The following is a 26,605-nucleotide window of genomic DNA, read 5'->3' on the forward strand; positions in this document are numbered from 1 at the left end:
GTGGGCAACCGGTCCGCTCAGTGGGGCGACGTCGCGGCGCTCGCGGAGGTGGCGTCGGCCAGCGCGCTCGACAGCCGGTCGGCGGCCTCGTGCATGTGCTCGCGCACGATGCGTGAGGCGCGCTCGGCGTCGCCGAACTCGATCGCGTCGACGATCGGTGAGTGGCGGGCCACGTTCATGTTGTGCAGCGCGCGTTCGGGGCCGGCGCGCATGATCGTGGCTCGCACGTGCCCGCTGAGGAACTCCCACGACCGCACGAGGGTCTCGTTGGTCGTCAGCTCGCAGAGCAGGTGGTGGAACTCCAGGTCGGCCTCGGCCTGCTGCGCCAGGTCACCGGCTTGGTCGTCCATCGCTCGTAGCGCCGCGCGCAGGCGCGCGGTGACGTCGGTGCGGTCGGGCATCGAGCACAGGATGTCGACGGCCAGCGCCTCCAGGGCGGCGCGCACGGCGAAGATCTCGTGCAGCTCGCGCGACTCGACAGCCCGCACGCGCAGGCCGCCGTCGCTCGCGACGACCAGCCCTTCCTGCTGGAGGGCCCGCAGTGCTTCGCGCAGCGTGCCGCGGCTGATCCCGAACGACGCGCTGAGCTCGGTCTCGACCAGGCGGGTTCCGGCGGGCAGCTCGCCAGCGGTGATCGCCGAGCGCAGCATCGTGAGGCACTGCTCGCGCAGCGTCGTGCGGTCGAGCGTCAGTCGCCGGACCCCGTCAGAGCTGGTGTTCGCCACATGGCGAGGATAGAGCACATCACCGGAATTTGTTAGCAGTCGACTGTTGACAGTCAACAGGCTGGGTCCAATACTCGCTGGAACGCAACGTCTCAGTGGCGTGCGCGCACCCTTCGAGGAGGACGAGCAATGAAGCTCACAGTGACCCGGCCCGCCGCAGCCGTCGCGGCAGCCACCCTCTGCCTGGTGCTCGGGGCCTGCAGTCAGCTGCAGTCGGCCGCGACCGGCAAGAGCGAGGGCGACGGCCCGCGTCAGCTGCTGCTGGGGCACGGCGCCGCGCCGGGCAACCCCCGCACCGTCGCCGCGGACGCCTTCGCCCAAGAGGTCAAGGACAAGACGAGCGGCCGGATCACCGTGCAGGTGCAGGGCTCAGAGCAGCTGGGCTCCGACACGCAGATGCTCCAGTCGGTGCGAGCCGGCACGCTCGACCTGTCGGCCAACTCCCAGGGCCCGCTGTCGGCGTCCGTGCCCGAGGCGGCCCTCATCGGCCTGCCGTTCCTGTTCGACGACTCCGAGACCGCCTACAAGGTGCTCGACGGCCCCGTCGGTGACCAGCTCGCGGCGCTCGCCGAGAAGCAGGGCATCAAGGTGCTGGCGTGGTGGGACAACGGCATCCGCAACATCACGAACAACAAGCGACCCATCACCTCCCCGAAGGACGTCGCCGGGCTCAAGATCCGCACGCCTGACGACCCGATGACGGTCGACATCTTCAAGGCGCTCGGTGCCAACCCCACTCCACTGGCCTTCGGTGAGCTCTACCTCGCACTGCGCCAGGGCACCGTGGACGGGCAGGAGAACCCGCTCACCAACATCGCCTCGGCCAAGCTCAACGAGGTGCAGAAGTACCTGGCCATGACCGGTCACAAGTACGAGTCGACGCCGTTCGTCATGAGCCTCAAGACGTGGAACTCGCTGTCGGCAAAGGACCAGAAGGTCGTGCAGCAGGCGGCGGACGACGCGCGCGACAAGCAACGGCGGCTCATGCAGGAGCAGGACAAGCAGCTGCAGACCGAGCTCGCGAAGACCATGAAGATCACCACACCCGACAAGGAGCCGTTCCGCCAGGCCACCGCCTCGGTGTACGACACGTGGTCGAAGAAGTACCCCGAGCTGGTCAAGGCGCTGCAGGACGCGGCGCAGGGCTGACATGTCGTCGTCAGCCCCTGTGAGCTCGGACGGCGCGGACGGCCCCGCGGCGCCACCGGAGACCCCGGCGGCCCCCGCGAGCCGGTCCGTCCGCGTCGTCCGCGGTCTCGACCGCGCCCTGGTGGTAGGGGCCGGGTTCGTGTCGGTCGCCTGCTTAATGATCGTCGGGGTCACGTTGTTCGTCTCGGTGGTGCTGCGGTACCTCTCCGGTGCCAGCCTGCCCTTCGCGACCGAGCTGCCGACGTTCCTCTTCCCATGGCTGGTGTGCAGCGGCATCGTCGCTGCCGCCGGTGCGGGCGGCCACCTCGCGGTCGACTTCTTCGTCGAGCGCATGCCGAAGGTCGCTCAACGCGTCGTGCGGACGCTCATGTGGCTGCTCGTCACCCTGACGCTCGTGATCATCACGTTGGCGGCCCTGCGGCTGCGAGGAAGCTACGCCCACCAGAACACGCCGATCCTCGGCTGGCCGGCGGTCCTCAGCTACCTGTCGTTCCCGCTCGCTCTGCTGGCGTTGCTCGTGCACGCGGTCGGTCGCTTCGTCGCCGCGCTGCTGGGACACCCACCGCTGCCGTCGTTCCTCGGCGAGGCCGAGACCGTGGGGGCCGACGCCGCTGCGGATGCCGAAGCCGACGCCGAGCTGGCGTCACTCACTCAGGAGGGCCGCTGATGACTCCCGTGATCATCGCGTTCGTCGTCTTCTTCGGGCTCCTTCTGCTCGAGGTGCCGGTGGCCTACAGCCTGCTCATCGGCACGAGCGTCGCCGTGGTCTTCGGCGGCATGGTGCCGATCGACATCGTCGTACAGCGCTCGTTCGCCTCGACCGAGAGCTTCCTGCTACTGGCCGTGCCGTTCTTCATCCTCGCAGGAGACCTGCTGGCCTCCGGCAAGCTCGGAACGCAGCTCGTCACCTTGGCGGCCAGGCTGGTCGGACGCTTCCACGGCGGCCTCGGACAGGCGTCCGTCGTGACGTCGATGGCGTTCGCAGGGGTGTCCGGCTCGGCTGTCGCCGACGCGTCGGGCATCGGGTCGGTGCTCATCCCGTGGCAGAAGCGCGAGGGCTACCCCGCCCGCTTCGCTGCTGCGGTCAACGCCGCCAGCTCCACGATCGGCGTCATCATCCCGCCGTCGATTCCGATGATCGTCTACGCCGCGGTGTCCAACGTGTCGGTAGCGTCCCTCTTCGTCGCAGGCATCCTGCCCGGAGTGCTCGTGGGCGCCACCCAGATGGCGCTGTGCTGGTGGGTCGCCAAGCGCAACGACTACCCCCGCCGCTCGCAGCCATTCGACTTCAGGGCGCTGGTGAAGGACTTCCTGAAGGCGCTGCCGGCGATCCTCATGCCGGTGCTCGTCATCGGCGCTCTCGTCGGCGGTGTCGCCACCGTCACGGAGGTGTCGGTGGTCGCGGCCGTGTACGCGCTGCTGCTGCGCATGTTCCTCTACCGCGACCTGTCGGTAGGCCAGCTCGTGCGCACGCTGGCCACCACCGGAATCGCCACCGGAGTCGTCATGTGGCTGATCATGACGTCGACGGCGCTGGGCTGGCTGCTCACCGTGAGCCAGCTGCCGCAGCACCTCTCGCAGTGGTTCCTAGCTGCTGGAGTCGGTGGGTTCGGCGTCATCCTGTTCATGAACGTGGTGCTGCTGGTCGCGGGCATGTTCCTCGACATGCCGGCCGCGATCCTGCTGCTCGCGCCGGTGTTCATCCCCATGGCGCAGGCAGTGCACCTGGACCTCGTGCAGCTCGGGATCATCATGACCCTGAACCTGGCGATCGGGCTGTTCACCCCACCCGTCGGCACGACGTTGTACATCTCCACAGCCCTTGCGGGAGAGAAGATCGAGCGCGTCGCGCGCACGCTGATGCCGTTCTACGCGGTCAGCCTCGTGACGCTCCTGCTCGTGTCGTACGTGCCCGCGTTCACCATCACCCCCTGACCGTCGTCCTCGCGCCGCCGGAGGGGCGTGCGCGGGACGGGTCACAGATCGGAGCCTCACATGAACTACCAGACAGGCGTGGGCCAGCGGACTGCCGTCGTCACGGGCGTCGCCTCGCCGCGCGGCATCGGGTACGCGACGGCCAAGCGCTACGCAGCGGAGGGCTGGGCCGTCGCCGCCCTCGACATCGACGGCGTGGCCGTCAAGGAGGCGGCGGAGGCGATCAGCGCCGAGCACGGGGTGCCGGTGCTCGCGGTGCACGTCGACGTCACCTCGGAGGACTCGGTGGAGGCAGCGGCCCGAGCCGTGGCGGAGTCGGACCTCCCGCCGGTCGGGGCCTTGGCGAACGTCGCCGGCCTGCCGTCACCCGTGCCCTTCCTCGAGGTGTCGCTCGACCTGTGGCACAGGGTGCTGGACGTCAACGTCACCGGTGTCTTCCTGCTCTCGCGGGCCTTCCTGCCGCAGATGATCGAGGGCGGGTACGGCCGCGTCGTCAACATGTCGTCGGTATCGGCGCAGATGGGTGGCGGCGTGTTCTCCAAGACCCCGTACTCCGCCGCCAAGGCCGCGGTGCTCGGGCTCACGAGGTCGCTGGCGCGCGAGATGGCGCCCCACGGCATCACGGTGAACGCCATCGCCCCCGGCATCGTCGACACCGACATCCGCGCGGGTGCGAGCGACGCCGAGAACGAGGCTCGCCTGTCGGCGTCCGTCCCGCTGGGACGTCAGGCCAGTGCCGACGAGGTGGCGGCGCTCTACGTGTGGCTGTCGAGCGCGGACGCCGCCTACATCACGGGCTGCACGCACAACATCAACGGCGGCCAGTACATCGCCTGAGCGGCCGGAGGACTCGGCATGACCACCACAGCCACGGACGCCCGCGTCGGCGTCTCCACCATCACCTTCCGCTTCCGACCTCTCGACGAGGCGCTGCGCCTCATCGCCGGCCTGGGAGCCGTCGAAGTCGACCTGGGTGCGATCCCCGCGGTCACCGACCACGTTCCCGTGCCCTACGGCGACGACCCCAGCGCGTTGCTGCACCTGCTGCAGCAGAACGGGCTCCGGGCCGGTGCCGTCAACGCGGACGTCGGTGACCTCAACGACCCGGACTACTCGTGGGAGGCGCTGAGCCAGCTGGCCACGCCGCTGGTCGAGCTCGCGGCGGCGGTGGGTGGCGCGCTGATCGTCCCGTGTGGGCGGGCGTCGTACGAGCCGTTCGTCGACGTCGAGAGCGACCTCACGCGCATCGTCGACAACCTCGCGCGACTCAGCCGGCTGGCGTCCGACCGCGGCGTGCGTCTACTCGTGGAGGTCTTGCACCACAAGCGATTTGTGCACAGCGTGGCGCGGGCCGACGAAGTGCTCGACGCGCTGTCGCAGGAGCAGATCGGTCTGCTGCTCGACGTCTCGCACGTGGTCGCCTCCGACGAGGAACCGGCCGCGTGGGCGGCCCGACGGGTCGATCGCATCGAGCGCGTGCACCTGCGTGACGCGGTGCCGGGCGACCTCAACCTCGGCATCGGCCGCGGCGTCGTCGACTTCGCTGCGGTCATCACCACGCTGGAGCGGGGCGGCTTCGACGGCTCGTACATCCTCGAGCTGGAGACGCACGACGTGGCGGAGGACGAGCGCGAGGCCGATGCCCGGCGCAGCCGCGAGCTGGTGCTGAACCTGGTTCGGGGGGCTGCGGCAGAGGGTGCGGCATGACGCGGCTGGTCAACGACCCCAGCAGCTTCCGCGAGGACCTCCTCGAGGGCTTCCTCGACGCGTACGCCGGCCGCGTCGCGGGGGTGCCCGGTGGCGTGGTGCGCGCTCAAGAGACCCGGCCCGGCAAGGTCGCGGTCGTCGTCGGCGGTGGCTCCGGCCACTACCCCGCCTTCTGCGGGCTCGTGGGCCCTGGCCTGGCCGATGGGGCCGTGGTGGGCAACGTCTTCACCTCGCCGTCCGCCGATGACGCCTGCAGCGTGGGCCGCGCGGCGCACGGCGACAGCGGGCTGCTCTTCATCACGGGCAACTACGCCGGTGACGTCATGAACTTCGACCAGGCCCGCGAGAAGCTGGCCGCAGAGGGCATCCGGACTCAGACCCTCTACGTCACGGACGACGTCGCGAGCGCACCTACCGACCAGGTCGCCCGCCGTCGTGGGGTGGCCGGCGACTTCGTGGTGTTCAAGGTCGCCGGGGCCGCCGCAGAGGCCGGACTCGACCTGGACGCCGTCGTGCGGGTGGCGGAGCACGCCAACGACCGCACCCGGACCCTCGGCGTCGGGCTGCAGGGGTGCACCATGCCCGGCAGCACCGAGCCGCTGTTCACCGTGCCCGCAGGTCGCCTGGGCGTCGGGCTCGGCATCCACGGCGAGCCCGGCATCGAGGAGCGCGATCTGCTCTCGGCGCGCGACCTGGCCGAGCTGCTCGTCGACGGCGTGCTCGCCGAGCTCCCGGGGGCCGGCCGCGTGAGCGCGGTGCTGAACGGTCTGGGCGCCACCAAGTACGAGGAGCTGTTCGTCGTCTGGGCGACGGTGGCGCGGCTGCTGCGTGATCGTGGCTGCACGGTCGTGGAGCCTGAGGTCGGCGAGCTGGTCACGAGCCTCGACATGGCGGGGATCTCGCTGACGGTGGTCGCTCTGGACGACGAGCTGGAGCGGTTCTGGACGGCGCCTGCGCGCACGCCCGCGTTCTGTCGCGGCGCGGGGCTGGACCAGTTCGACAGGGCGTCACGCGCCCGTCCGGCGGTCATCTCCCGCGACGACGACCAGCAGCCGCCGGTCACCGGATCGCCAGAGTCGGCGGCCGCCGGTCGCGTTGCGGCACAGGCGCTGTCGGCTGCGCTCTCCGCCGTCCGCGACGCGGAGTCGCAGCTGGCTCAGCTCGACGCGGTAGCCGGGGACGGCGACCACGGACGCGGCATGGTGCGTGGGCTCACCGCGGCCACGGCGGCGGCGCAGGAGGCCGTCCAGTCGGCCGCCGGGATCGGCACGGTGCTCTGCCGCGCCGGGCGCGCGTGGGCCGCGCAGGCGGGGGGGACGTCGGGCGTCCTATGGGGCACTGCGCTGCAGGCAGCCGGCGACCGCCTCGGTGACGTCGACCCCGTCAGCGGGTCAGCCCTCGCCGACGCGGTGGCCGCGGCGGTCGAGGCGGTAGCCACGCTGGGCAAGGCCGCCCCCGGAGACAAGACCATGCTCGACGCCGCCCAGCCGTTCGTCGAGGCGTTGCGGCGCAACGTCGATGTCGGGATGGCGCCGCCCGAGGCGTGGAGGCTGGCCGTGGTCGCCGCCACCGAAGCGGCGGCGGCCACGGCGTCCCTGCGCCCCCAGGTCGGGCGCGCCCGCCCCCTGGCCGAACGCAGCGTCGGCACGCCAGACCCAGGAGCGGTGTCGTTCGCGGTCTGCGTGCGCGCCGCCGTCGAGGAGGTCAGCTCGTGAGCACGCAGCCCCCAGGACGTTGGCGCGTCGTGGTCGGGAGTGACGACGCCGGCTACGAGTACAAGGAGCGGCTGAAGGCCGACCTGCTCGCCGACCCGCGGGTCAGCGAGGTGGTGGACGTCGGCGTCGGCCCCGACGGTCACACCGCCTACCCGCACGTCGCCGTCGAGGCCGCCCGCAAGGTCGCCGTTGGTGACGTCGACCGCGCGTTGCTCGTGTGCGGCACGGGCCTGGGTGTGGCGATCTCCGCCAACAAGGTGCCCGGGGTGCGGGCGGTCACCGCGCACGACAGCTTCTCGGTCGAGCGAGCTGTCCTGAGCAACGACGCCCAGGTGCTCTGCTTCGGCCAGCGCGTGATCGGCATCGAGCTGGCCCGCCGCCTCGCGCGCGAGTGGCTGGGCTACGAGTTCGACGCGTCGTCACCATCAGCCGAGAAGGTGGCCGCGCTGCAGGGCTACGACGAAGCGAGGGAGGCCAGATGAGCCAGGTGTCGACGGTGCCCGCGCGCCCAGGCGTCGAGCGGTTGGCGACGTGCAGGGACGCGGCCTACCGCATCCGGATGGGCGTGCTGGAGCAGGGCGAGGCGCAGGGTGAGGGCTATGTCGGGCAGGGTCTCGGCGCGGCCGACGTCCTGGCCGTGCTGTACGCCGACGTGCTGCACCACCGCGCCGACGATCCCGACTGGGCCGACCGTGACCGGTTCCTGCTCTCGACCGGTCACTACGCGCTCCTGATGTACGCGGCGCTGGCCGAGGCCGGCGTCATCCCGCGCGAGGAGCTCACGACCTACGCGGCCGACGGCTCGCGCCTGCCGATGTCGGCGATGTCGACCTACACGCCCGGGGTCGAGATCTCCGGGGGTTCGCTGGGTCACGGGCTCGGGCTGGCCGTCGGTCACGCGCTCGGCCTGCGGCACCAGGGCCGGGTCGACCAGCGGGTGTTCTGCTTGTTCTCCGACGGCGAGCTCAACGAGGGCTCGACGTGGGAGGCGGCCATGAGCGCCTCGAGCTGGGAGCTGGGCAACCTCGTGGGCATCGTCGACATGAACGGCTTGCAGGCCGACGGACGCACGAGCGACGTCCTGCGCAACGAGCCGCAGGTCGACCGCTGGACGGCGTTCGGCTGGGACGCCCAGCGCGTCGACGGCAACGACGTCGGCGCCCTGCTCGAGGCCTTCGACTGCGCGACGAGCCGGGCAGGCGCCCACGGGCGCCCGCAGGTGCTGGTCTGCGACACGACGGTCGGCAAGGGCGTGCCCCTGCTCGAGAACCGCGAGCGGCTGCACTTCATGAAGATCGCACCCGAGGAGTGGCCGGTCTGCAAGGACCAGCTCACCGCCGGGTACTCGCGAGGGAGGCACTCATGACCGCCACGACCCCCCAGCGCTCGGCGGCGATGATCGCCTCGATCGCCGATCCCGGTGTGCGGACGAGGCAAGCGCCGTTCGGTCACGCGCTGGCTGCCCTGGCGGCGGGGGACGACCGCGTCGTCGGTCTCACCGCCGACCTCGGCAAGTACACCGACATGCACGTGTTCGCGGCCGCTCACCCGGACCGGTACTTCCAGATGGGTATGGCCGAGCAGGTGATGATGGCCGCCGCCGCGGGCATGGCCCAGGTGGGTCTGGTGCCGTTCGCCTCGACGTACTCGGTGTTCGCCACGCGCCGCGCCTACGACTTCATCTGCCTCGACATGGCCGAGCCCCAGCTCAACGTCAACGTCGTGGCCGCCCTGCCCGGACTGACGACGGGCTACGGACCGTCGCACCAGGCCACCGAGGACGTCGCGATCCTGCGGGCGATGCCCGGCCTCACCCTGGTCGACCCCTGCGACGCGGTCGACATCGAGCAGGCCGTGCCGCAGCTCGCGGCGCACCCGGGCCCGACGTACACCAGGCTGCTGCGCGGAGCGGTGCCCCGGGTGCTCGACGAGTACGACTACTCCTTCGAGCTCGGCAAGGCCAAGGTGATCCGTCCCGGTCGCGACGTCGTGCTGGTGTCGTCCGGTCTCATGACGATGCGCGCGCTGCTGGCCGCGACGGAGCTCGAGCGACACCACGTCGACGTCGCGGTGGTGCACTGCCCGACGCTCAAGCCCTTCGACAGCGAGACGGTGCTGCGCGAGCTCGACAGCCCGCGGCTCGCACTCACCGTGGAGAACCACTCTGTGGTCGGTGGCCTGCACGACGCGGTCGCCGCAGCGCTCGTGGCGAGCCCGGCACCTCGACGACTCGGCGCCATCGCGCTGCCGGACGAGTTCCTCGACGCCGGCGCGCTGCCCACGCTGCACGACCGCTACGGGCTGTCGACCAGCGCGGTGGTGGCGACGGTGCTCGCCGAGCTCGGCCGGGGCTGACGAGGCCTCCGCTCGTGCACCTGCAGGCCGAACCCGCGAGCCCACCCACTGTCTGGAGCGAGTCGCGCCGGCTCATCCCGCGGCTCGTGGTGCGTCCGCTGCTGCGGTTCATGGAGCTCGAGGCCTCCAGCGCGGCGGTGATGCTCGGTGCCGCGGTGCTGGCCGTCGTGTGGGCGAACTCCGCGTTCGCCGACGGCTACACCGCGGTGTTCGACACCGCGGTGCGCCTGAGCTTCGGAACGTGGCACCCACTCGGTGCGCTCACCGTGCGCGAGTGGGTGAACGACGGAGCGATGACGCTGTTCTTCTTCGTGGTGGCCCTGGAGATCAAGCGCGAGCTGGTGCACGGCGAGCTGAGGCGTCCCGCCGCCGCGGCGCTGCCGGTGCTGGCGGCCGTCGGCGGGATGGTCGTGCCCGCGGTCATCTACCTGTCCTTCACGGCCGGGACGGCTGGTGCTTCGGGCTGGGGCGTCCCGATGGCCACCGACATCGCGTTCGCCGTGGCCGTCGTCACGGCCGCAGGCTCTCGCGTGCCACCGGCGGCCAGGGTCTTCCTGCTCACCCTCGCGATCGCCGACGACCTCGGGGCGATCGTCGTCATCGCCCTCTTCTACGCCGGCCACCTGGCGGTGCTGCCGCTGCTGGGTGCCCTCGCCACCGTGGGCGTGGCGTGGCTGCTGCAGCGCGGCCACGTCCGGGCGCTCACGCCGTACGTCCTGCTCGGCATCGGTTGCTGGGTGCTCCTGCACCACAGTGGTGTGCACCCGACGCTGGCTGGTGTCGCGTTCGGGCTGCTCACGCCGGCTTGGCCGTGGTACGACGCGACGCAGTTCGCGCAGCGGGCGCGGGCTCAGGCGCGGGCCGTGGAGGACGCCACCAGCGCTGCGACCTGTGCGGACCCGACGGCCGCGCGCGCCCTGACTGCCGATCAGCTGGACTCCGTGCGCTCGGCTGTGCGCGAGACCGTCCGGCTCGCGCACGAGGCACTGCCTCCGCTCGACAGGATCCAAGCCCGGCTGTCGGCACTGGTCAGCTTCGTCGTCGTGCCGGTGTTCGCGCTGGCGAACGCCGGATTCAGCCTCTCGGGTCGAGGGTCGATGTCGCACGACGCCGCTCTGGTCACCGCAGGCGTCGGGGTCGGCCTGGTGGCCGGCAAGACGCTCGGCATCTTCGGCACGACGTGGGTCGTCACGCGGCTGCCGGGGCTCACGCTGCCGTCCGGCACCCGATGGACTCACCTGCTGGGCTTGTCGCTGTGCGCCGGGATCGGCTTCACCGTCGCGCTGTTCGTCGGCGACATCGCGTTCAGCGACGCCGGCTTGGGCGAGGCCGCGAAGCTCGGGATCTTCACGGGGAGTGTGGTCTCCGGGCTGGCCGGGTTCATCGCGCTGCGGTGCTGCCGACCTCGCTGACCGCTGCCTGGCGTGCCGCTCAGTCGGACGCCGTCCGCCGCACCCGCGTCGCGCGCACCGTCGTCCAGTACACCGCCGCCGTCGCCGCGTAGAGCGCGGCGATGAGCCCGAAGAGCACGGGTGCGTGGCCGTCCTGCGGCAGCACGAGCGCCGCAGCGCCGGCCGCGGCGACGAACGCGACGTTGAACACCACGTCGTAGAACGCGAACACGCGGCCGCGGAAGTCGTCGTCGATGACCCGCTGCACCACCGCGTCGACGCAGATCTTGATCCCCTGGGCCACGACCCCGAGCGCGAACGCCGCCACCAGCGCTACCGGGACGGTCAGCCACACCGCGAGCAGCGCCTGCACCACCGCCGCCCCGGCGATCGCGCGCCAGACCCAGCCGCCGGTGCCCCACCGGGCCGTGGCGAACGGCGTCACGAGCGCCGCGCCCCCGAAGCCCAACCCCGCCGCGCCGAAGACCTGCGCCATCAAGGCCAGACCCGCCGAGGCCTCCCGGGGGTCGTTGAAGTAGTTGCGGCACAGCAGCACCGTGGCCAACGTCGTGAGCCCGTACCCGAACCGGTGGGCGCCGATCGCCGCGAGCGCGTTCCACGCCGGCCGCCGCTCACGCACGTGCCGGGCGCCGTCCGCCACCGCGCGCCACCCGAGCGCCGTCCGCTCACCGTGCTCGGGCCCCAGCAACGCGCGGGGCATCCGCAGCGCCAGCAGCGCCGAGCCCAGGTACACCACCGCGACCATGGCCAGCACCACGGCGTCACCGTCGTCGCCGCGCGGCAGGAAGCGCGTCAGCACGTAGGCGAGGCCACCGCCGGCGAGCGCGGACAGCGTGCCGGACGTCGGCGTCACGGCGTTGGCCATCACGAGCTCGTCGCTCGGCACGACGTGCGGCAGTCCCGCGCCGAGCGCGGTGAGGAAGAACCGGTTGACCGACAGGCACGCCAGCACCAGCCCGTAGAGGGCCGGCCCCACCGAGCCGGCGGCTACGAGCGCAGCGATCACGACGACGAGGCCCGTGCGCACGAGGTTGGCCACGAACAGCACCTGCCGCCGACGCCAGTGGTCGAGCAGCACCCCGGCGAACGGCCCGATCACGGTGTACGGCAGGACGGTGATCGCAGCGGCAGCCGCCGCGGCCTGCGCGGTGGCCGCGCGTTCCGGCGAGAAGAACACCAGGCTCGCCAGCGCAACCTGGAACGCGCCGTCCGCGCTCTGCGACACCAACCGGACGGCGAACAGGTGCCGGAAGTCGCGACCGCGCAGGACGATGCGCAGGTCCGCGACGAAGTGCACGCCCTCACTTTAGGCATCGCCGGCGACACCCGCCCGCCGCTAGACCTCGGTCTCCTCGGCGTCGGGCCCGACCCGTGCGGCCCAGCGCAGTCAGGATCAGGCCCGCAGCGAGAAGGAGGAGCGCGACGACAGCGGCGAGCCCATCACCGGACGGTGCGATCGACCACGCCCACGGCACCGGGGATCCGTCACGCGCCCGGCCGAAGAGCATCTCGAACGCACCGAACGCGGCCGGCGCCAACCAGGCCGGTCAGCCCAGCCACGGGCGCAGCACCAACGCGATCCCGACGAATCCGCAGAGGTCCCGGGCCCCCATCAGGCCGGCTGACGGCTGGCCCGTCCAGCCCGACGACGCTGCCACGACCACGCCGCCGAATGCCGTCACGAGCAGCAGCAGAGCCACGTCGAGCCGTGACGTTGCGCGCGGTGCGACGAGCTCCACGCTCGGCCGGCTGGCGGGGCTGAGTCCGACGAACGCAGGGCAGGCGACGGCAGGCAGCAGTGCCTGCCAGGGCGCCAGGCCGGGGTCGACCGTGTTCAGGATGCCGACCGAGGCCTCGACGAGAAATGCGCTCTGGTTGAGCGACGCGACGCGACACGGACCGTCCATGATCATGAGTGCCGAAACCGACACAGCACGTGCGCCGTGAGGGGTGCGACGGTTGCCGCGTGGCCACCCCGCCCCTGCCACTCGCGTTCGCGACGATCTGACCCCGGACGACGTGGTCGCCGCCACGCACGAGGCCAACCGCGCGATCATGGGCAGGGCCGCAGGAGCACCGCGAAGATCAGGACACCGTGAAGGCGGTGGCGCGGCTGGTCGAGCTGCACCTGCGTTTCCACGGCTACGGCACCGGTGAGTGGACCGACTCGGCGGTGCGCCGGTACGTCACGGACGCGAGCTGCTGCGGTGGTGGGCCGACCAGCCCGAGTCGGCGGCCACCCCCACCCCCTGACCTCTCCCGTTCTTTGGCGCGGTGGCACCCCGTCGCCAACCTATGGCAGCTGGGGCACCCAGTGGCCGGGCTCGAAGGCAGTAACGGGACCCAGTCGCACAACCCGGCGCGTCACTCGGACGCCGCACCCGCCGCGCCCGCCGCACCCGCCGCGCCCGCCGCGACGAGCGCCACCTGGAACGCGCCGTCCGCGCTCTGCGACACCAACCGGACGGCGAACAGGTGCCGGAAGTCGCGACCGCGCAGGACGACGCGCAGGTCGGCGACGAAGTGCACCTGCTCACGGTAGCCAGCCCGCCGCACGGGTGAGGTGGGGAGTGCTCCCCATCGCCACTGGCGACGCCCCGCCGTTAGCGTGTGCGCGACGACAGGGGAGGAACGTGATGGTTCTCAGGATGGGAGCGGATCCGGACGAGCTGGACCGGATCGCCGGCCTGCTCCGGGCGGACGCCCGGTCGCTGGACTCCATCCGCGAGCGCGCGGCGCACGCCATCACCGCGATGTCGGCGCAGTGGTCCGGGCCCGACTCCGGCCGGCTGCTCGCCCAGTGGCACGACGTCGTCGGGCCGCGGCTGGGCGAGGCCCACCAGGCCCTCACCGGCTGCGCGCGCCAGCTGCACGTGCAGGCCGACGAGCAGCGGCAGGCGAGCGGCGAGGGTGGCGGCCGACCGGGGGGCGGCGTGCCGTCGTGGCCGGGGCTGCCCGTGCCGACGCTGCCGCTTTGGCCGGGTGGGCCGGGGTCGTCGTGGCCGGCGTCCCCCGGTGACGCGCCGGGCGGTGACTCGCCGTGGGGCGTCGTGCCGGGCGTGAGCGCCGAGTACGACCCCGAGCCCGACTGGACGAAGCACGACCGCTGGACCATCGAGAACCCCGACGGCAGCACGACGACGTCCGACACCAAGACCTACGTCGACAACGAGGGCGCCAAGCGTGAGTGGCGCTATACGACCACCGACGACCGGCACCCTGACGGCACCAGCCCGCTGCAGCACGAGCCGGGCTGGAGGGACCACGTCGACCCGTCCGTCACCCTGTACCAGCAGGGTGGCGAGCACAGCGCCAACGCGCTGGAGTACGGCGACGAGGACGGCCCGGCGTACGTCGCGTTCGGCTCGGCGCGCGAAGAGCACGAGACGTCGCTGAAGCTCGACAAGAACGGCCTGGCCGTGGCGGCGACCGGCACCGCCGGTGTGTACGCCGCCTACGCGAGCAGCACGACGTCGGGCAAGTTCGGGGCCGCGACCTACGGTCAGCACACCACGGCGTACGTCGGCGCCGAGGCGTCGGGCAACGTCGGCGGCAGCATCGGCAAGGACGGCGTGAAGGTCAGCGCCGGTGGTGAGGCCTTCGCGGGCGGCAAGATCCGCAGCGACGGATCGGTGTCTGCCCACGGTGTGACCGCTACCGGCGGCGGCGAGCTGTCGTACGGCATCGGCGCGCACGCCGACATCGACGGCAGCTTCAGCACCCACAGCGTCGGGGTGCACTTCGACGTCGGCGCGACCCTCGGTGTCGGCGGCGGCTTCGACGTCGGCCTCGAGGTCGACCCGAGCGAGGCGCTCGACTCGGTGCGCGACGGCGCCGGCGACCTGTGGGACGGCGCGACCGGCTGGATCGGCTGAGCGGTGCCCGAAGGGTGGCCGGTGCCTGACGCGCTCCGGGGCCACGCGGCGGGAACGGATGCGACGATGTGCGGACGAGCCGCGCGAACGTGATGGTCAGGATGGTCTGGACAGCGAGGAGACGGGCATGACGACGTTGCAGTACCCGAGCGCACGGTTCCCCGGGCCCCCCGCGGCCGCGCTCGAGGTGCCGGACGGCTGGGAGCCGGTGTCGGTGCCCGGGACGGCGCTCGCGGCCCGCGTGGCCGACCACGGCCAGCCGACGTTCCTGGCCAACGTGGTGCTGCGGTTCGAGCGGCGGGCGGGCGACTACACGCTGGCCGACGCGCTCGAGGAGGTCGTCGAGTACGCCGAGGCCAAGCCGCGCGGCGAGGCCAGCGAGCCGTTCACCGCGTCGTTCGGCGGTCACGAGTACTCCGGACGCAACGTCTCGTGGGTCGACCCGGTCGCGGGCACCGTGGTGCAGGCCCACCTGTTCACCCTGCTGCCGGCCGGTGACCTGCAGGACCTCGTGCAGATCACCGGGTCGGTCGGTGGCGCGAACGCCACCGACGACTACCGGACGGTGCAGCAGGTCATCCAGCAGGTGACGGTGACGCCGGGCAGTCCGGGCCAGGCGGCCCAGGACACCACGCCGTGACGTCCGCTCCGCTCGAGGTGCTCGTGGGGGCGGCGTCCGACGTCGGCCACCGCAGGCAGCGCAACGAGGACGGCGTGCTGGCGGAGGGTTCGGTGTTCGTCGTCGCCGACGGCATGGGCGGCCACGCGGCGGGCGACGTCGCGAGCCGGCTGGTGGTCGACGCCTTCCGTGAGCTGGCGCCACGCGACGACCTGCGCGCCGCCGACGTCCTCGCGGCTCTGCGCACCGCCAACGCCCAGATGCTGCAGTCGTCGGCCAAGCACCCCGAGCAGTCGGGCATGGGGACGACGGCCACCGGCCTCGTGGTGGTGCGGGCGGGGGGTCAGCCGCACTGGGCGGTGTTCAACGTCGGCGACTCGCGGGTCTACCAGTACGTCGACGGCGAGCTGCGTCAGGTCAGCGTCGACCACTCCGAGGTGCAGGAGCTGCTGGACGCCGGTGAGCTGACGGCCGAGGAGGCGCGCGCGTACCCGCGCCGCAACATCGTGACCCGCTCGCTCGGCCACGACCCGATGCCGCAGGTCGACCTGTGGGTGGTGCCGCAGCAGCCGGGCGAGCGCTTCGTCATCTGCTCCGACGGCCTCACCGACGAGGTCGAGGACACGGTGATCGCTGACGTCATGGCGGCCGACGACCCGCCGCAGCGCACCGCCGAGCGGCTCGTCGAGGCCGCGCTCTCAGCGGGTGGGCGCGACAACGTCACTGCTATCGTCGTCGCGCTCTCGCGGGGGGGTGGGGTGTCGGACGTCGACGAGGACACCTCACCGCGACAGCAGCTGGCAGGAGCAGGGGGGTAGCACGTGCGCCCGCACGCCGCCGTGGCACCGGGACCGTGGACGCTCGTCCACGGCACGGGCCTGGTCGTGCTGCTCGATGACGCCGCGTCCGCTGAGCTCGTCGACGGCTGCCGCTCGGCGGCGGCCTGCGGTGACCTCGACGACGTGCTCGACGCGGCGCTCGCCGGGGGAGTGCGCGCCGTGCCCGACCTCGCGGCGGTGGCGCTGAGCGAGGACGGCGCGCGGGTGGTCGTGCGTGGTGGCGGCCGGGTCGTCGTCGAGGAGGCGGACGGCGCTCAGCACGTCGTGGAGGCGGCCGGTGCCCGGCCGTGGCGCGATGTCGACCTCGCCGGCGTCGCCCGCGTCGCGCTGCTCGCGCCCGGGCAGGAGGTCGCGTCGGCCGAGCCGCTGGATGGGGTGGGCGCAGCGGTCGGTGACGACCGGGCCGCCGCCGTGCCGGTCGAGGCCGCCTGGCCGCTGCCGCCGTCGCTGATGGTGCCGGCTGAGCCTCCGGCTTCGGCCAAGGCCGAGCCGCCGCCGGCCGTGGCCGCCGGTGAGGCCAGGTCTGCCGCGGCGCCCGACGACGCTGCGGCCTTCTCGTACGACTTCCTCTTCGGTGCGACCGAGCGAGGCCTGGCCCTCGGGGGCGTGGCCGCCGCGCCGGCACCGTCCGCCCGCGAGCCGGTGGCTGAGCCGCCCGCACCGACGCCTGGGCTGGTGCCCCCGCGTCCGGCCGAGGCCGTCGCCGTCGACCTCACGCTGCCGCCGCCCACCACCGAGCTCACCGGCCAGCTCCCCACGGCACCAGGGTCCGGCGCGCATGATCACGCTGGCGACCCCGGCCGTGATCAGGCGCGCCAGACCAGCACCGACGCGCCGCCGCCCCTCATCAGCTCGGTGCCGTGGCGGCGCTCGGCCCCGGACGACGAGCCGGCCCCCGCAGCGGCTGCGGCACCCGTCCCCGTCGCGCCGGTGCCGGTGCAGCAGGTGAGCCTGCCGGCCCGGCCGCAGCCCGAGCCGACGCCGCCCGCGGCGGGCACCGAGCTGGAGGCCACCGACGAACCCGAGGGGCTCGACGAGCTCGACGAGGCGACGGTCGACCGCGCGGCCCTGCTCGCCCAGCGGCCGGTGACCGGCCCGGAGGTGCTCGCGGTGCTCTGTCCGGCCGGACACCCCAGCCCCGCGCACGCCACCCGCTGCCGAGTGTGCGGGCGCGACGTCCCGGCGCAGACGCCGTACCGCACGCCACGCCCGCCGCTCGGCGTGCTCACGCTGTCGACCGGCGACGTCGTCACCCTCGACCGCGGCGTGCTGCTCGGCCGGGCACCGACCCTCGCGGGCAACGTCTCACTCGGCGACCGACCGCACGTCGTCAAGGTCGCCAGCCCCGACAAGGACATCTCACGCAACCACGCGCAGTTCGCGCTCGAGGGCTGGCACGTGCTCGTGAGCGACCTCGGGTCGACCAACGGCACCACCGTGCAGCTGCCCGGCCAGGATCCGGTGCGCTTGCGTCCCGGCGACCAGCAGCCGATCGAGCCGGGCACCGTCGTGGTGCTCGCCGACGAGGTCAGCCTCGTCTACGAGGTGACGCCGTGAACGCGCGCCCGCCGGCCGCTCCGGCACCCGAGATCCCGGGCCTGGTGTTCGTCGAGCCGCTGGGCTCTGGCGGCTACGCCGACGTCTACCTCTACGAGCAGCAGATGCCGCGCATGCCCGTGGCGGTCAAGGTGCTGAAGCGCGACGGCCTCACCGACGCGATCCGGCGCCAGTTCACCGACGAGGCCAACACCATGGCCCACCTCGGCGACCACCCCTACATCGTGCAGATCTTCCGCTCCGAGGTCGCCGCCGACGGCCGGCCCTACATGGTGATGAAGTACTACCCGCCGCCGAACCTCGCGCTGCGCGCGCGCAGTGAGCGGTTCACGGTGGAGGAGGTGCTGCGCACCGGCATCCAGGTAGCGAGCGCGGTCGAGACGGCGCATCGCGCGGGCATCACCCACCGCGACATCAAGCCGGCCAACATCCTGGTCAGCCAGTACGGCGCACCCGGCCTCACCGACTTCGGGATCGCCGGCCGCGGGGCGCGCGACGACGACGACCTCGACGACGTCGGCGTCTCGGTGCCCTGGGCGGCGCCGGAGGTGATCTACGGCCAGAGCAACGGCAGCGTGGCGGCCGACGTGTACTCGCTGTCGGCGACGCTGTGGCACCTGCTCGTGGGGCGCTCGCCGTTCGAGGTGCCCGGTGGCGACAACTCGTCGTACGCGCTGATGCCGCGGATCCGGCAGAGCGCCCCGCCCGGCACGGGCCGCGCCGACGTGCCCCAGACCCTCGAGCGGTTGCTGCAGCAGGGGATGGCCAAGCTGCCCGAGGCTCGGCCCGCGACCGCGCTGGAGCTCGCCCGGGCCCTGCAGCAGGTCGAGCAGGAGCAACGCTTCGCCCGCACCGAGATCCTGGTGCTGGATGAGAGCGGCAACGCCACCCTGGAGAGCCACCGGGGTGCCGTCGACGACGACGAGGATGAGCGGACGCGCGTCAAGGCCCCGCAGAGCGTTGCGGCGCAACGCGTTGCGCCACCTCGACCCACGTCCGGCCCGCGGCCCGCTCCGCCTGCCGACGGTGTCACCCCGCACCCCACCACCTACGCCACGCCGGGTCCGCGGCCCGCTCCGGCGCCCGAGGCCGACGACGCCACGGTGCGTCGCTCGCCTGCCGCTGTGCCGCAGGCGATGCCGGTGCCGGTGGACGCGCAGCCGACAGCTGACCTCGCGGGCTGGCGACGGCCGGCCGTCGCGCTGACGGCAGTCGTCACGCTGGTGGCGCTCGCCGTGGTCGTGCTGGTCGTCCTGCTGCTCGGCGGCCGAGGGGACGCGGCCGACCCCGGCACCCCGGCCACCGGCAGGGCCACGATCACGCCGTCCGATCAGCCCGTGGTCGACATCCCCAGCACCCCCACCGTCTCCGTGCGCCCCATCGCGGGCGGAGTCACCTTCAGCTGGAACTACGTGGCGCCCGAGCGCGGCCGCGACACCTTCCGCATCCAGGTCGGCCCGACGCCCGACGACGCCCGCCGCGCCGCGCCGCGGACGGTGCAGGACACCTCGACGACGGTGCGCACCACCACGGGCCGCGCGCTGTGTGTCGTGGTTTCGGTCGTGCGCTCCGGTGTCACCTCGAACCCGTCCGAAGCAGCGTGTGGGAGGGCGGGCTGACGTGGGCGTGCGCATCGAGTTCTGCGGCGAGCAGTTCCAGGCCGAGCCGGGGCGGCCCTTCACCATCGGCCGGGTCGGTGACCTGGAGATCGACGACAACCCGTACCTGCACCGTGCGTTCCTCGTGGTGGTCGAGGAGGGCGGCCTGTGGTGGCTCACCAACGTGGGCACCACGTTGACCGCCACGGTGGCTGACGACAAGGGACTGTTCCAGGCCTGGCTCGCGCCGGGAGCGCGCGTTCCGTTGGCGCTGCAGCACTTCACGGTGTGGTTCACGGCCGGCCCCACCACCTACGAGTTCGACCTGCACGTCGACGAGCCGGCCTTCACCGCGGTGTTCGAGGCCGAGCAGGACGACGCGAGCGGCCAGACCACGGTGGGCCGCGTGTCGTTCACGCCCGACCAGAAGCTGCTCGTCGTCGCCCTGTGCGAGGGCTTCCTGCGGCGCGGTGGCGGCCAGGGCCAGGTGCCGTCGTCGGCCGAGGCCGCTGAGCGACTCGGCTGGACCCTCACCCGCTTCAACCGCAAGCTCGACAACGTCTGCAGCAAGCTCGCCGACGCCGGCATCCGTGGCCTGCACGGCGGCCCGACCAAGCTGGCGAGCAACCGCAAGGCGCGCCTGGTCGAGCACGCGCTGTCGACCCGGATCGTCGGCGTCCACGACCTCGCGCTGCTGCCCGAGCGCTCGGGCGTGACCACGGGCGCACCGGACTCGGCGGCGGGCCAGGGACGCTGATGGGGGTCTTCACTCGCCGCCGGGCCACGGCGGCCTCGGCGACGGCGGTCGGTGTCGTGGCCGCGCTGCTCGTCGGCCTCGCCGTGCGCGCTGACGGCGAGGTGATCCGACGCGCCGACCTGCACGACGGCGGTGTCTGGGTCACCTCCAACGCCGACGCTCGCTACGGCCGGCTCAACAAGCCGGTCGGCGAGCTCGACGCCGGCGTGGCGGCCCCGACGGCGGCAGGTGCCGGGCTCGACGTCCTGCAGGACGGCTCCGCCGTGGTCGCGGTGAGCCGCACGGCCAACCAGCTCATGCCGATCGACCCGATCACCGCGACCCTGCGCGATGACGCCATCGCGCCGCTGGCGGCACCGCGGACGGCGGCGCCGGGGTCGCGCGCCTTTCGTCCCGACACCGCGGACCTGCGCGGTGGCACGCTGGCCCGCATCGACCCCGCGACCGGCAAGGTGTGGGCCGAGCGGGTCGATCCCGACTCCGCGGTCGAGTCGGTCGCCGCGCTGAGCGCGCAGGCCGATCCGCTGGTCACGGTCGGCGCGCAGGCCGTGCTGGCCGTGGGGGTCGACGGCTCGGTCTACACGGCGTCCGGTGCCACGGGCAAGGTCGCGACGCTGCGGCCGACTGCCGGGGGGTTCGAGCGGGCGACCACTGACACCACGGCGCTGCGCTCCAGCGCGCTCGACCTCACCGCGGTCGGCACCACCTGGGTGGTGCTCGACGCCGCCAAGGAACGCCTCTGGGTGGCAGGCCAGCCCAAACCCATTGCCGCGCAGGGCTCGTTGGGCGACCACAACGCGGCCGACCCGGCGTACGCGGCCCTGCAGCAGCCCGGGCCGCAGGCCGACGGCGTGGCCGTCGAGAGCACGGCGGGCGTTCAGGTCGTCGCCCTCGACGGTGAGAGCGGCGGCTCCGAGGTGGTCGCGCTGCCCGACGACCAGAGCGGCGAGGCCGCCGCGGCGCTGCAGGTGGCGCGGCCCGTGCGCCTCGCGAACTGCGTGCACGGCGCCTGGGCGGCCACGGGAGTTACGTACTACGGCCGCAGCTGCGGGGCCGCCGCCGGTGCGGCGCGGGGTGAGGGCGAGCCCACGCAGGCTGTGCGGATCGAGTCGGCGTCCGACGCCCCGCGCACCGACGGCGTGAAGCTGCGCGTCAACCGCGGCCAGATCGTCCTCAACGACCTCGACAGCGGCTCGGTGTGGGACCTCGACGACAAGCCGGTGAAGGTCGACAACTGGGACTCGGTGATCCCGCCGCCGCAGCAGCAGCGGAAGAACACCGAGAAGAACCAGAACCTCGTCGACGACAACACCGCCCAGCAGCCGCCGAAGGCGCGCGACGACTCGCTGCGCGCCCGGCCCGGGGTGGTGTCGACGTTGCACGTCCTCGACAACGACTCCGACACCGCAGGCAACATCCTCGCCATCGCTCCAGGTGACGTCACCACACCCGACGTCTCCGGTGTCACGGCGCAGGTCTCGGCCGACGGTCAGGCGATCCTGCTCTCGGTGCCGCGTGACGTCAGCAGCGACCGGATCACCTTCTCGTACACCGTGAACAACGGCGGGGCGACCGCGACATCGCGGGCCACCGCGAAGGTGTCGGTGCAGCTCGTGGGCGACGACGTCGACACTGCACCGGCGCTGCGGCCGGGGGCGACGTCCCTGGCCAAGGCCCGCTTCCCGACGCTGCCGCGCCGCAACGTCGAGCTGGCGGTGCTCGCAGACTGGCGCGACCCCGAGTCCGACCCCGTGACCGCCGACGCCGTCGCGCCCGGCACGAGCATCGACGGGCAGGGCCGGCTCACCTTCCGGGCGCCGTCCGAGACCGGCTCGCACCAGGTGAAGTTCGCGGTGGACGACGGCCACGGGCGATCGACCACCGCGTCGGTCACCATCGACGTCCTCGGCGACACCGAGCGCGCGGTGCCGCCGCGCAGCCAGACCGACGTCGTCCGGGGCGTCGCCGGCAAGCCGGTGCAGGTCGAGCCGCTCGGCAACGACGTCACGGGCGCCGACCCCACCGACCCCGAGGCCACCTTGCGGATCGCCTCGGCCGTGCGCCCGGTGGGCGACCTCAAGGTCGACACCAACACCGACACCGGAGTCGTGACGGTGACCGGCAGCACGCCGGGCACGTACGTGCTGAGCTACGCCGCGCAGGTCGGTTCGGCCACCGACGTGGGACGCATCCGCGTCGACGTACTCGCCGACCCCGACGACGACACACCGCCGGTCGCGGCCACCGACGCTGCGACGCTGCGCGACCAGCTGCCCTCGGTGGTCGACGTGCTGGCCAACGACTACAGCCCGCGCGGCGACGTGCTGGTGACCCAGCGGGTCGTGAGCGACGTGCCGTGGATCCGGGCGTCGGTGGTGCAGGGGCGCTGGCTGCACCTGCAGGCGACGCAGCCGGCGATCGGTGACGACGTGCGCCACGCGACCGTGCAGTACGTCGTCAGCGACGGCGTCCGGCAGGCCACCGGCCAGGTCGCGGTGACCCAGAAGCCCCCGCTCGACCAGGAGGTCGTGCCGCTGGTGCAGGACGACCGGGCTGTCGTCCGAGTCGGCGACTCGGTGTCGATCCCGGTGCAGGACAACGACTCCATGGCCGACGGCGTGCCCCTGCGGCTCGACCCCCGTGGCGCGCGCGTCGTCACCGGCAAGGGCGCGGTGTTCGTGTCGGGCAACGTGCTGCGCTTCGTGCCCGACGCGACGCCCCAGCCCGCCGACACCGTGTCGGTGCTCGAGTACACGACGTTCCCGGACGGCCTGCCCGAGAACGCCGTCACCGGCCGCGTCACCGTGACGGTGAAGCCTGCGCCCACCGCGACGACCCCGGACCAAGCGCCCGTGCCGCGCAGCTTCTCGGCCAGCGTCACGGCCGGTGACTCGATCTCGGTCACCGTTCCCACGAGCGGCGTCGACCCCGACGGCGACTCCGTCACGGTCACCGGCATCGTCGGTGACGACGGGGACGCGGTCGACCTCTCCCTCGGCCGCATCACCTCGGTGTCCCCGACCACGCTGCGGTACGAGGCGTACCCGCGCAGCGCCGGGACGGAGACGATCCGGTACCAGGTGCGTGACCGCTACGGACTGCTCGGCGAGGGCTTCATCCGCATGGGCGTCGTGCCGCCCAGCGACCCGCAGCCGCCGGTGGCCGTCGAGGACGAGGTGGTGGCCGCACCCGGGCGCACGGTGAACGCGCCGGTGCTCGACAACGACCTCATCTCACCGCACGACGAGGTGGAGCTCGAGGACATCAAGCAGCTCAATGACCCCAAGGTCGCACAGCGCTTCAGCCGCCAGCGCGACGACACCTACCGCACCGTCGTGCCGGACGAGGGTGCGCCGAGCGCGCTCACCTACGGGCTCGACGACGGCCTGTTCGACCCATCCCGCACGACCCTGCTGGTGCGCGGCCAGAAGGACTTCGTCAACCCGCCCACCGCCGTCGACGATGTCGCCAAGCCCAAGGACGGCGAGACGTCGACGCTCGTCGACGTCCTGGCGAACGACTACGACCTCGACGGCGACAACGCCTCGCTGAAGCTCGTGGGTGTGCTCGGCGAGGGCGCCGTCGTCGAGGGCCGCCAGGTGCGGGTCACCGTCGAGGACCATCCCCGCTCGGTGCCCTATGTCATCGAGGACGCCGACGGTGCCCGGGCGATGGCGCTGATCTACGTGCCCTCCGGCGCCGACGGTGCGCCGTTCGTGGTGTCCGGATCGCTCATCGAGATGGACACCGACTCCACCAAGACGATCGACCTGCGCGACTACGTGCGTGCCCCCAGCGGGACGGCCGTCTCAATCACGTCGCCCGACACGCTGAGCACCTCGCCGGTCGACGCGTTGCAGGGCCAGTCCGACTCGGGTACGCGCATCGACCTCACCTCGATGCGCGGGTACGTCGGCCCCGGCGCGCTGATGCTCGAGGTCACCGACGCGCCGACGGCCGTGGAGAAGGCACACACGTCGTACGTCTCGATCCCCGTGCAGATCGGCCCCAAGCAGCCGCTGCTGCGCTGCCCGGCGTACACCGTCACGGTGATCGCCCGCGGGCCGGCGCGCACGCTCGACGTCCCTCGCCTGTGCCACGCCTGGCTGCCGCAGGGCCTCTCGCTCGACGACGTGCGCTTCACCGCGCGGTGGAAGACCGCGCCCCGCAAGGTCGACCTCACCCAGACCGGCGCAGGTGGTCGGTCCGTGGTGCTGAAGGCGCACGACGACGCACCGGACGGCCAGAACGCCGTGCTGCAGGTGGGTGTGGACGGCTCGAAGGAGCAGTTCGACATCGGTGTGAAGGTCATCGGCATCGGGCCTGACGGCCAGATCAGCGCGGCCGTGCCGCCTCCCTCGCTGCGCCCCGTCGACCTCGGCGCCATCGAGCCCGGCGCGAGCCGCACGGTCGACCTGCGGCCCTACCTCAGCTCACCGCTCGCCAACCCCGCGTGCACCATCACCGGCACCCGGCCGCTGTCCGGCAACGGGGTCAGCGCCACCGGATCCGGCTGCCGCCTCACCGTGCGCGCGGGCGACCGAGCCAGCGGCGCGCAGCAGCTGCTCGTCACCGTCTCGGACGCACCGGGCCGTGAGGCCACCGGTCGGATCAGCGTGAGCGTGCGCGGCAAGCCACTGGCGCCGCAACAGGTCTCGGCCGTGGCCGACCGCGTGCAGGGCGGCTCGGCCCGCGTCAGCTGGCGTCCGCCCGCGTTCGACGGCGGTCTGCCGGTGCAGGAGTACGAGGTGCGCTGGTCGGGTGGCACGAAGGCGTGCAGCGCCTCGCCGTGCACCATCACCGGACTCACCAACGGCACGGCGTACCGCTTCACTGTGCGGGCGCGCAACGCCGCCGGCTGGTCGCCCGCAGGTGGGCCGAGCCAGGCCGTCACCCCCGACACCGCGCCGCCGCCGATCAGCGGCACGCGCGTCACCGCTCGCGGCGACCGCACCCTGAGCGTCGCCTGGAACCGGCCGACCTTCGACGGCACCGCGGTCGACACCTACGAGGTGCAGTACACGAACGTCGGCTCGCACCCAGGGTCGCGCACCGTGCGGGTGGCGGCCACCAGCACCCGCCTGTCGGGCCTCACGAACGACGACGAGTACAGCATCCGGGTGCGCGGTCACAACCAGGCCGGCTGGGGCCAGTTCGGCCCGGCGGTGCGTGGCCAGTCGGTGGGTACGCCGCCGCCGGTCGGCCGTCCGAGCGTGCAGCCGCGGACGCCGACCCCCGACAGCAGCACCGGCCAGGTCAAGATCACCTGGCCCACGACGTCGCCCAACGGGCCGCCGCTCACCCAGTACACGGTGTACTACCGCCTCGACGGCGGGGCGTGGCGCACGCTCGCCCGGGTGTCGGCGTCCGCCACGCGGCAGGCCACGCAGACCGTGCCGTACGACGGACGCACCTACGGCTACGTCGTCACGGCCACGAACGGCGGCGGCAAGGAGTCGGCCAAGGCGAACGTCGAGTCCTACCGCTCCACAGGCATCCCGTCGACTCCGGGGACGCCGAGAGTCACGACGCCGTCGGCCAACAGCCAGGCGACCGTGACGGTGCGGCTCGGCACCACGCGCGCGTCGCGCTTCACCCAGGTCAAGTGGCAGACCGACGGTGGCCGCACCGGCGCCTGGTCGTGCTCGAGCAACTGCCCCGAGAACACCTCGGTGAGCCGCCAGCTCAGCGGGCTGTCGGTCAACAGCAGCCACCGCGTGCGCGTCTCGACCTGCAACGACGCCGGTCGCTGCTCGAGCTGGTCGGCGTACAGCAACGCGTTCCAGCCGTACGGGCCGCCGAAGGCGCCGGTCAGCCAGGGCTCGTCGACCAACGCGAAGACGATCACCTACCGCTGGAGCCAAGGCACCAACGGCCGGCCCATCACCGGCTTCCAGGTCCGGCGCGGCGGCACGACCGTGGCCCTCGGAGGCAACGCGCGGTCCTACTCGTTCACGTACGGCAAGTACGACACGGCGTACTCGATCACCGTGCGCGCCAAGGACTCCACCGGTGCTCTCAGCGGCTGGACGACGATCCGCGGGCGCACCGACAAGGCGCCCCAGCCGGCCAAGAAGATCACGAACGTGCACGCGGGGGCCAGGACCAGCGACTGCGGCAACTGCTACAAGGTGCTCTGGCACGCCGAGGGCGTCACGCCCGGCGGCTACACGCTCAAGTGCTTCCGGTCCGGTCGCAAGGGCGCGTTCTACACCGGCACCGTCACGGTGCTGGCGGGTGGTGGCAACTCCGGCGACTACTGCGCGCTCGACCCCAACCTCGGTCCGAAGGTGAACGTCCAGATCTCCGGCGGCCCCTCCGGCACCGTGCAGTCCGGCCTCGTCGACTGGTACCCGTGACGC

21 protein-coding genes are annotated in these 26,605 nt (G+C 72.6%); 17 read left to right on the forward strand and 4 right to left on the reverse strand.

The window, feature by feature from the left end:
• Positions 1 to 17: 17 nt before the first annotated feature.
• Entirely contained in the window at positions 18 to 725 is a 708-nt protein-coding gene (locus ASD06_RS16895) for a GntR family transcriptional regulator (protein ID WP_200942276.1), read from the reverse strand.
• Positions 726 to 854: 129 nt separating this feature from the next.
• Here ASD06_RS16895 and ASD06_RS16900 point away from each other — a divergent pair, with 129 nt between their 5' ends.
• From ASD06_RS16900 to nhaA, 10 genes are read left to right on the forward strand one after another with little or no spacing between them, the layout of a single operon-like run.
• Positions 855 to 1,874 carry a DctP family TRAP transporter solute-binding subunit gene (locus tag ASD06_RS16900; protein WP_056680346.1) on the forward strand — a complete coding sequence of 340 codons (1,020 nt, stop codon included), beginning with the start codon at positions 855 to 857 and terminating at the stop codon, positions 1,872 to 1,874.
• A gap of 1 nt (position 1,875) precedes the next feature.
• Positions 1,876 to 2,541, forward strand: coding sequence for a TRAP transporter small permease (locus tag ASD06_RS16905; protein ID WP_082538156.1), 666 nt, complete (start codon positions 1,876 to 1,878; stop codon positions 2,539 to 2,541).
• Complete coding sequence (locus tag ASD06_RS16910) at positions 2,541 to 3,809, forward strand: TRAP transporter large permease (RefSeq protein WP_056680351.1); 1,269 nt, start codon at positions 2,541 to 2,543, stop codon at positions 3,807 to 3,809. The genes ASD06_RS16905 and ASD06_RS16910 overlap by 1 nt, the downstream gene beginning before the upstream one ends.
• Before the next feature lie 60 nt (positions 3,810 to 3,869).
• Complete coding sequence (locus tag ASD06_RS16915) at positions 3,870 to 4,646, forward strand: SDR family NAD(P)-dependent oxidoreductase (protein ID WP_056680352.1); 777 nt, start codon at positions 3,870 to 3,872, stop codon at positions 4,644 to 4,646.
• A gap of 18 nt (positions 4,647 to 4,664) precedes the next feature.
• Positions 4,665 to 5,516, forward strand: coding sequence for a sugar phosphate isomerase/epimerase (locus ASD06_RS16920; RefSeq protein WP_056680354.1), 852 nt, complete (start codon positions 4,665 to 4,667; stop codon positions 5,514 to 5,516).
• Complete coding sequence (locus ASD06_RS16925; protein WP_056680357.1) at positions 5,513 to 7,231, forward strand: dihydroxyacetone kinase family protein; 1,719 nt, start codon at positions 5,513 to 5,515, stop codon at positions 7,229 to 7,231. Before ASD06_RS16920 ends, ASD06_RS16925 begins: the two co-directional genes overlap by 4 nt.
• On the forward strand, positions 7,228 to 7,713 hold the full coding sequence (locus ASD06_RS16930) for a ribose-5-phosphate isomerase (protein WP_056680359.1): 486 nt from the start codon (positions 7,228 to 7,230) through the stop codon (positions 7,711 to 7,713). The genes ASD06_RS16925 and ASD06_RS16930 overlap by 4 nt, the downstream gene beginning before the upstream one ends.
• A complete protein-coding gene (locus ASD06_RS16935) occupies positions 7,710 to 8,597 on the forward strand; it encodes a transketolase (RefSeq protein WP_056680362.1) in 888 nt (295 codons plus the stop codon). Before ASD06_RS16930 ends, ASD06_RS16935 begins: the two co-directional genes overlap by 4 nt.
• Positions 8,594 to 9,586 (forward strand): transketolase family protein, encoded by a 993-nt coding sequence (locus ASD06_RS16940; protein WP_056680365.1) that lies wholly within the window; start codon positions 8,594 to 8,596, stop codon positions 9,584 to 9,586. The genes ASD06_RS16935 and ASD06_RS16940 overlap by 4 nt, the downstream gene beginning before the upstream one ends.
• A 14-nt stretch (positions 9,587 to 9,600) precedes the next feature.
• Positions 9,601 to 10,998 carry a Na+/H+ antiporter NhaA gene (nhaA, locus tag ASD06_RS16945; protein ID WP_082538157.1) on the forward strand — a complete coding sequence of 466 codons (1,398 nt, stop codon included), beginning with the start codon at positions 9,601 to 9,603 and terminating at the stop codon, positions 10,996 to 10,998.
• Between the two features lie 19 nt (positions 10,999 to 11,017).
• Here nhaA and ASD06_RS16950 read toward each other — a convergent pair whose 3' ends face one another.
• The 3 genes from ASD06_RS16950 to ASD06_RS16960 all read right to left on the reverse strand — a co-directional run bounded on the left by ASD06_RS16950 (position 11,018) and on the right by ASD06_RS16960 (position 13,527).
• Positions 11,018 to 12,295, reverse strand: coding sequence for an MFS transporter (locus ASD06_RS16950; RefSeq protein ID WP_056680368.1), 1,278 nt, complete (start codon positions 12,293 to 12,295; stop codon positions 11,018 to 11,020).
• Between the two features lie 250 nt (positions 12,296 to 12,545).
• Positions 12,546 to 12,905, reverse strand: coding sequence for a hypothetical protein (locus ASD06_RS16955; protein WP_157371771.1), 360 nt, complete (start codon positions 12,903 to 12,905; stop codon positions 12,546 to 12,548).
• Between the two features lie 457 nt (positions 12,906 to 13,362).
• The gene (locus tag ASD06_RS16960; RefSeq protein ID WP_157371772.1) at positions 13,363 to 13,527 is read right to left on the reverse strand and encodes a hypothetical protein; all 165 of its coding nucleotides are present in this window, start codon (positions 13,525 to 13,527) and stop codon (positions 13,363 to 13,365) included.
• 119 nt (positions 13,528 to 13,646) lie between these two features.
• On the opposite strand from ASD06_RS16960, the gene ASD06_RS16965 reads away from it, so the two are divergent.
• The 7 genes from ASD06_RS16965 to ASD06_RS16995 all read left to right on the forward strand — a co-directional run bounded on the left by ASD06_RS16965 (position 13,647) and on the right by ASD06_RS16995 (position 26,602).
• Entirely contained in the window at positions 13,647 to 14,873 is a 1,227-nt protein-coding gene (locus ASD06_RS16965; protein ID WP_056680378.1) for a WXG100 family type VII secretion target, read from the forward strand.
• 127 nt (positions 14,874 to 15,000) lie between these two features.
• Positions 15,001 to 15,513, forward strand: coding sequence for a hypothetical protein (locus ASD06_RS16970; protein WP_056680381.1), 513 nt, complete (start codon positions 15,001 to 15,003; stop codon positions 15,511 to 15,513).
• A complete protein-coding gene (locus tag ASD06_RS16975; protein ID WP_056680384.1) occupies positions 15,510 to 16,310 on the forward strand; it encodes a PP2C family serine/threonine-protein phosphatase in 801 nt (266 codons plus the stop codon). Before ASD06_RS16970 ends, ASD06_RS16975 begins: the two co-directional genes overlap by 4 nt.
• Positions 16,311 to 16,313: 3 nt before the next feature.
• On the forward strand, positions 16,314 to 17,888 hold the full coding sequence (locus tag ASD06_RS16980; protein WP_056680386.1) for an FHA domain-containing protein: 1,575 nt from the start codon (positions 16,314 to 16,316) through the stop codon (positions 17,886 to 17,888).
• Entirely contained in the window at positions 17,885 to 19,507 is a 1,623-nt protein-coding gene (locus tag ASD06_RS16985; RefSeq protein ID WP_056680387.1) for a serine/threonine-protein kinase, read from the forward strand. The genes ASD06_RS16980 and ASD06_RS16985 overlap by 4 nt, the downstream gene beginning before the upstream one ends.
• 1 nt (position 19,508) lies before the next feature.
• Entirely contained in the window at positions 19,509 to 20,243 is a 735-nt protein-coding gene (locus ASD06_RS16990) for a hypothetical protein (protein WP_056680391.1), read from the forward strand.
• A complete protein-coding gene (locus ASD06_RS16995) occupies positions 20,243 to 26,602 on the forward strand; it encodes a fibronectin type III domain-containing protein (RefSeq protein WP_056680395.1) in 6,360 nt (2,119 codons plus the stop codon). Before ASD06_RS16990 ends, ASD06_RS16995 begins: the two co-directional genes overlap by 1 nt.
• Positions 26,603 to 26,605 lie beyond the last annotated feature (3 nt).

The organism is Angustibacter sp. Root456, from assembly GCF_001426435.1.
In the GTDB taxonomy this organism is placed as follows: domain Bacteria; phylum Actinomycetota; class Actinomycetes; order Actinomycetales; family Angustibacteraceae; genus Angustibacter.

Excerpts from the sequence above, each read along its gene's own strand:
- ASD06_RS16900 (WP_056680346.1), top strand. The coding sequence starts at position 855 with ATGAAGCTCACAGTGACCCGGCCCGCCGCAGCCGTCGCGGCAGCCACC.
- ASD06_RS16905 (WP_082538156.1), top strand. The coding sequence starts at position 1,876 with ATGTCGTCGTCAGCCCCTGTGAGCTCGGACGGCGCGGACGGCCCCGCG.
- ASD06_RS16910 (WP_056680351.1), top strand. The coding sequence starts at position 2,541 with ATGACTCCCGTGATCATCGCGTTCGTCGTCTTCTTCGGGCTCCTTCTG.
- ASD06_RS16915 (WP_056680352.1), top strand. The coding sequence starts at position 3,870 with ATGAACTACCAGACAGGCGTGGGCCAGCGGACTGCCGTCGTCACGGGC.
- ASD06_RS16920 (WP_056680354.1), top strand. The coding sequence starts at position 4,665 with ATGACCACCACAGCCACGGACGCCCGCGTCGGCGTCTCCACCATCACC.
- ASD06_RS16925 (WP_056680357.1), top strand. The coding sequence starts at position 5,513 with ATGACGCGGCTGGTCAACGACCCCAGCAGCTTCCGCGAGGACCTCCTC.
- ASD06_RS16935 (WP_056680362.1), top strand. The coding sequence starts at position 7,710 with ATGAGCCAGGTGTCGACGGTGCCCGCGCGCCCAGGCGTCGAGCGGTTG.
- ASD06_RS16940 (WP_056680365.1), top strand. The coding sequence starts at position 8,594 with ATGACCGCCACGACCCCCCAGCGCTCGGCGGCGATGATCGCCTCGATC.
- ASD06_RS16955 (WP_157371771.1), bottom strand. The coding sequence starts at position 12,905 with ATGGACGGTCCGTGTCGCGTCGCGTCGCTCAACCAGAGCGCATTTCTC.
- ASD06_RS16965 (WP_056680378.1), top strand. The coding sequence starts at position 13,647 with ATGGGAGCGGATCCGGACGAGCTGGACCGGATCGCCGGCCTGCTCCGG.
- ASD06_RS16970 (WP_056680381.1), top strand. The coding sequence starts at position 15,001 with ATGACGACGTTGCAGTACCCGAGCGCACGGTTCCCCGGGCCCCCCGCG.
- ASD06_RS16995 (WP_056680395.1), top strand. The coding sequence starts at position 20,243 with ATGGGGGTCTTCACTCGCCGCCGGGCCACGGCGGCCTCGGCGACGGCG.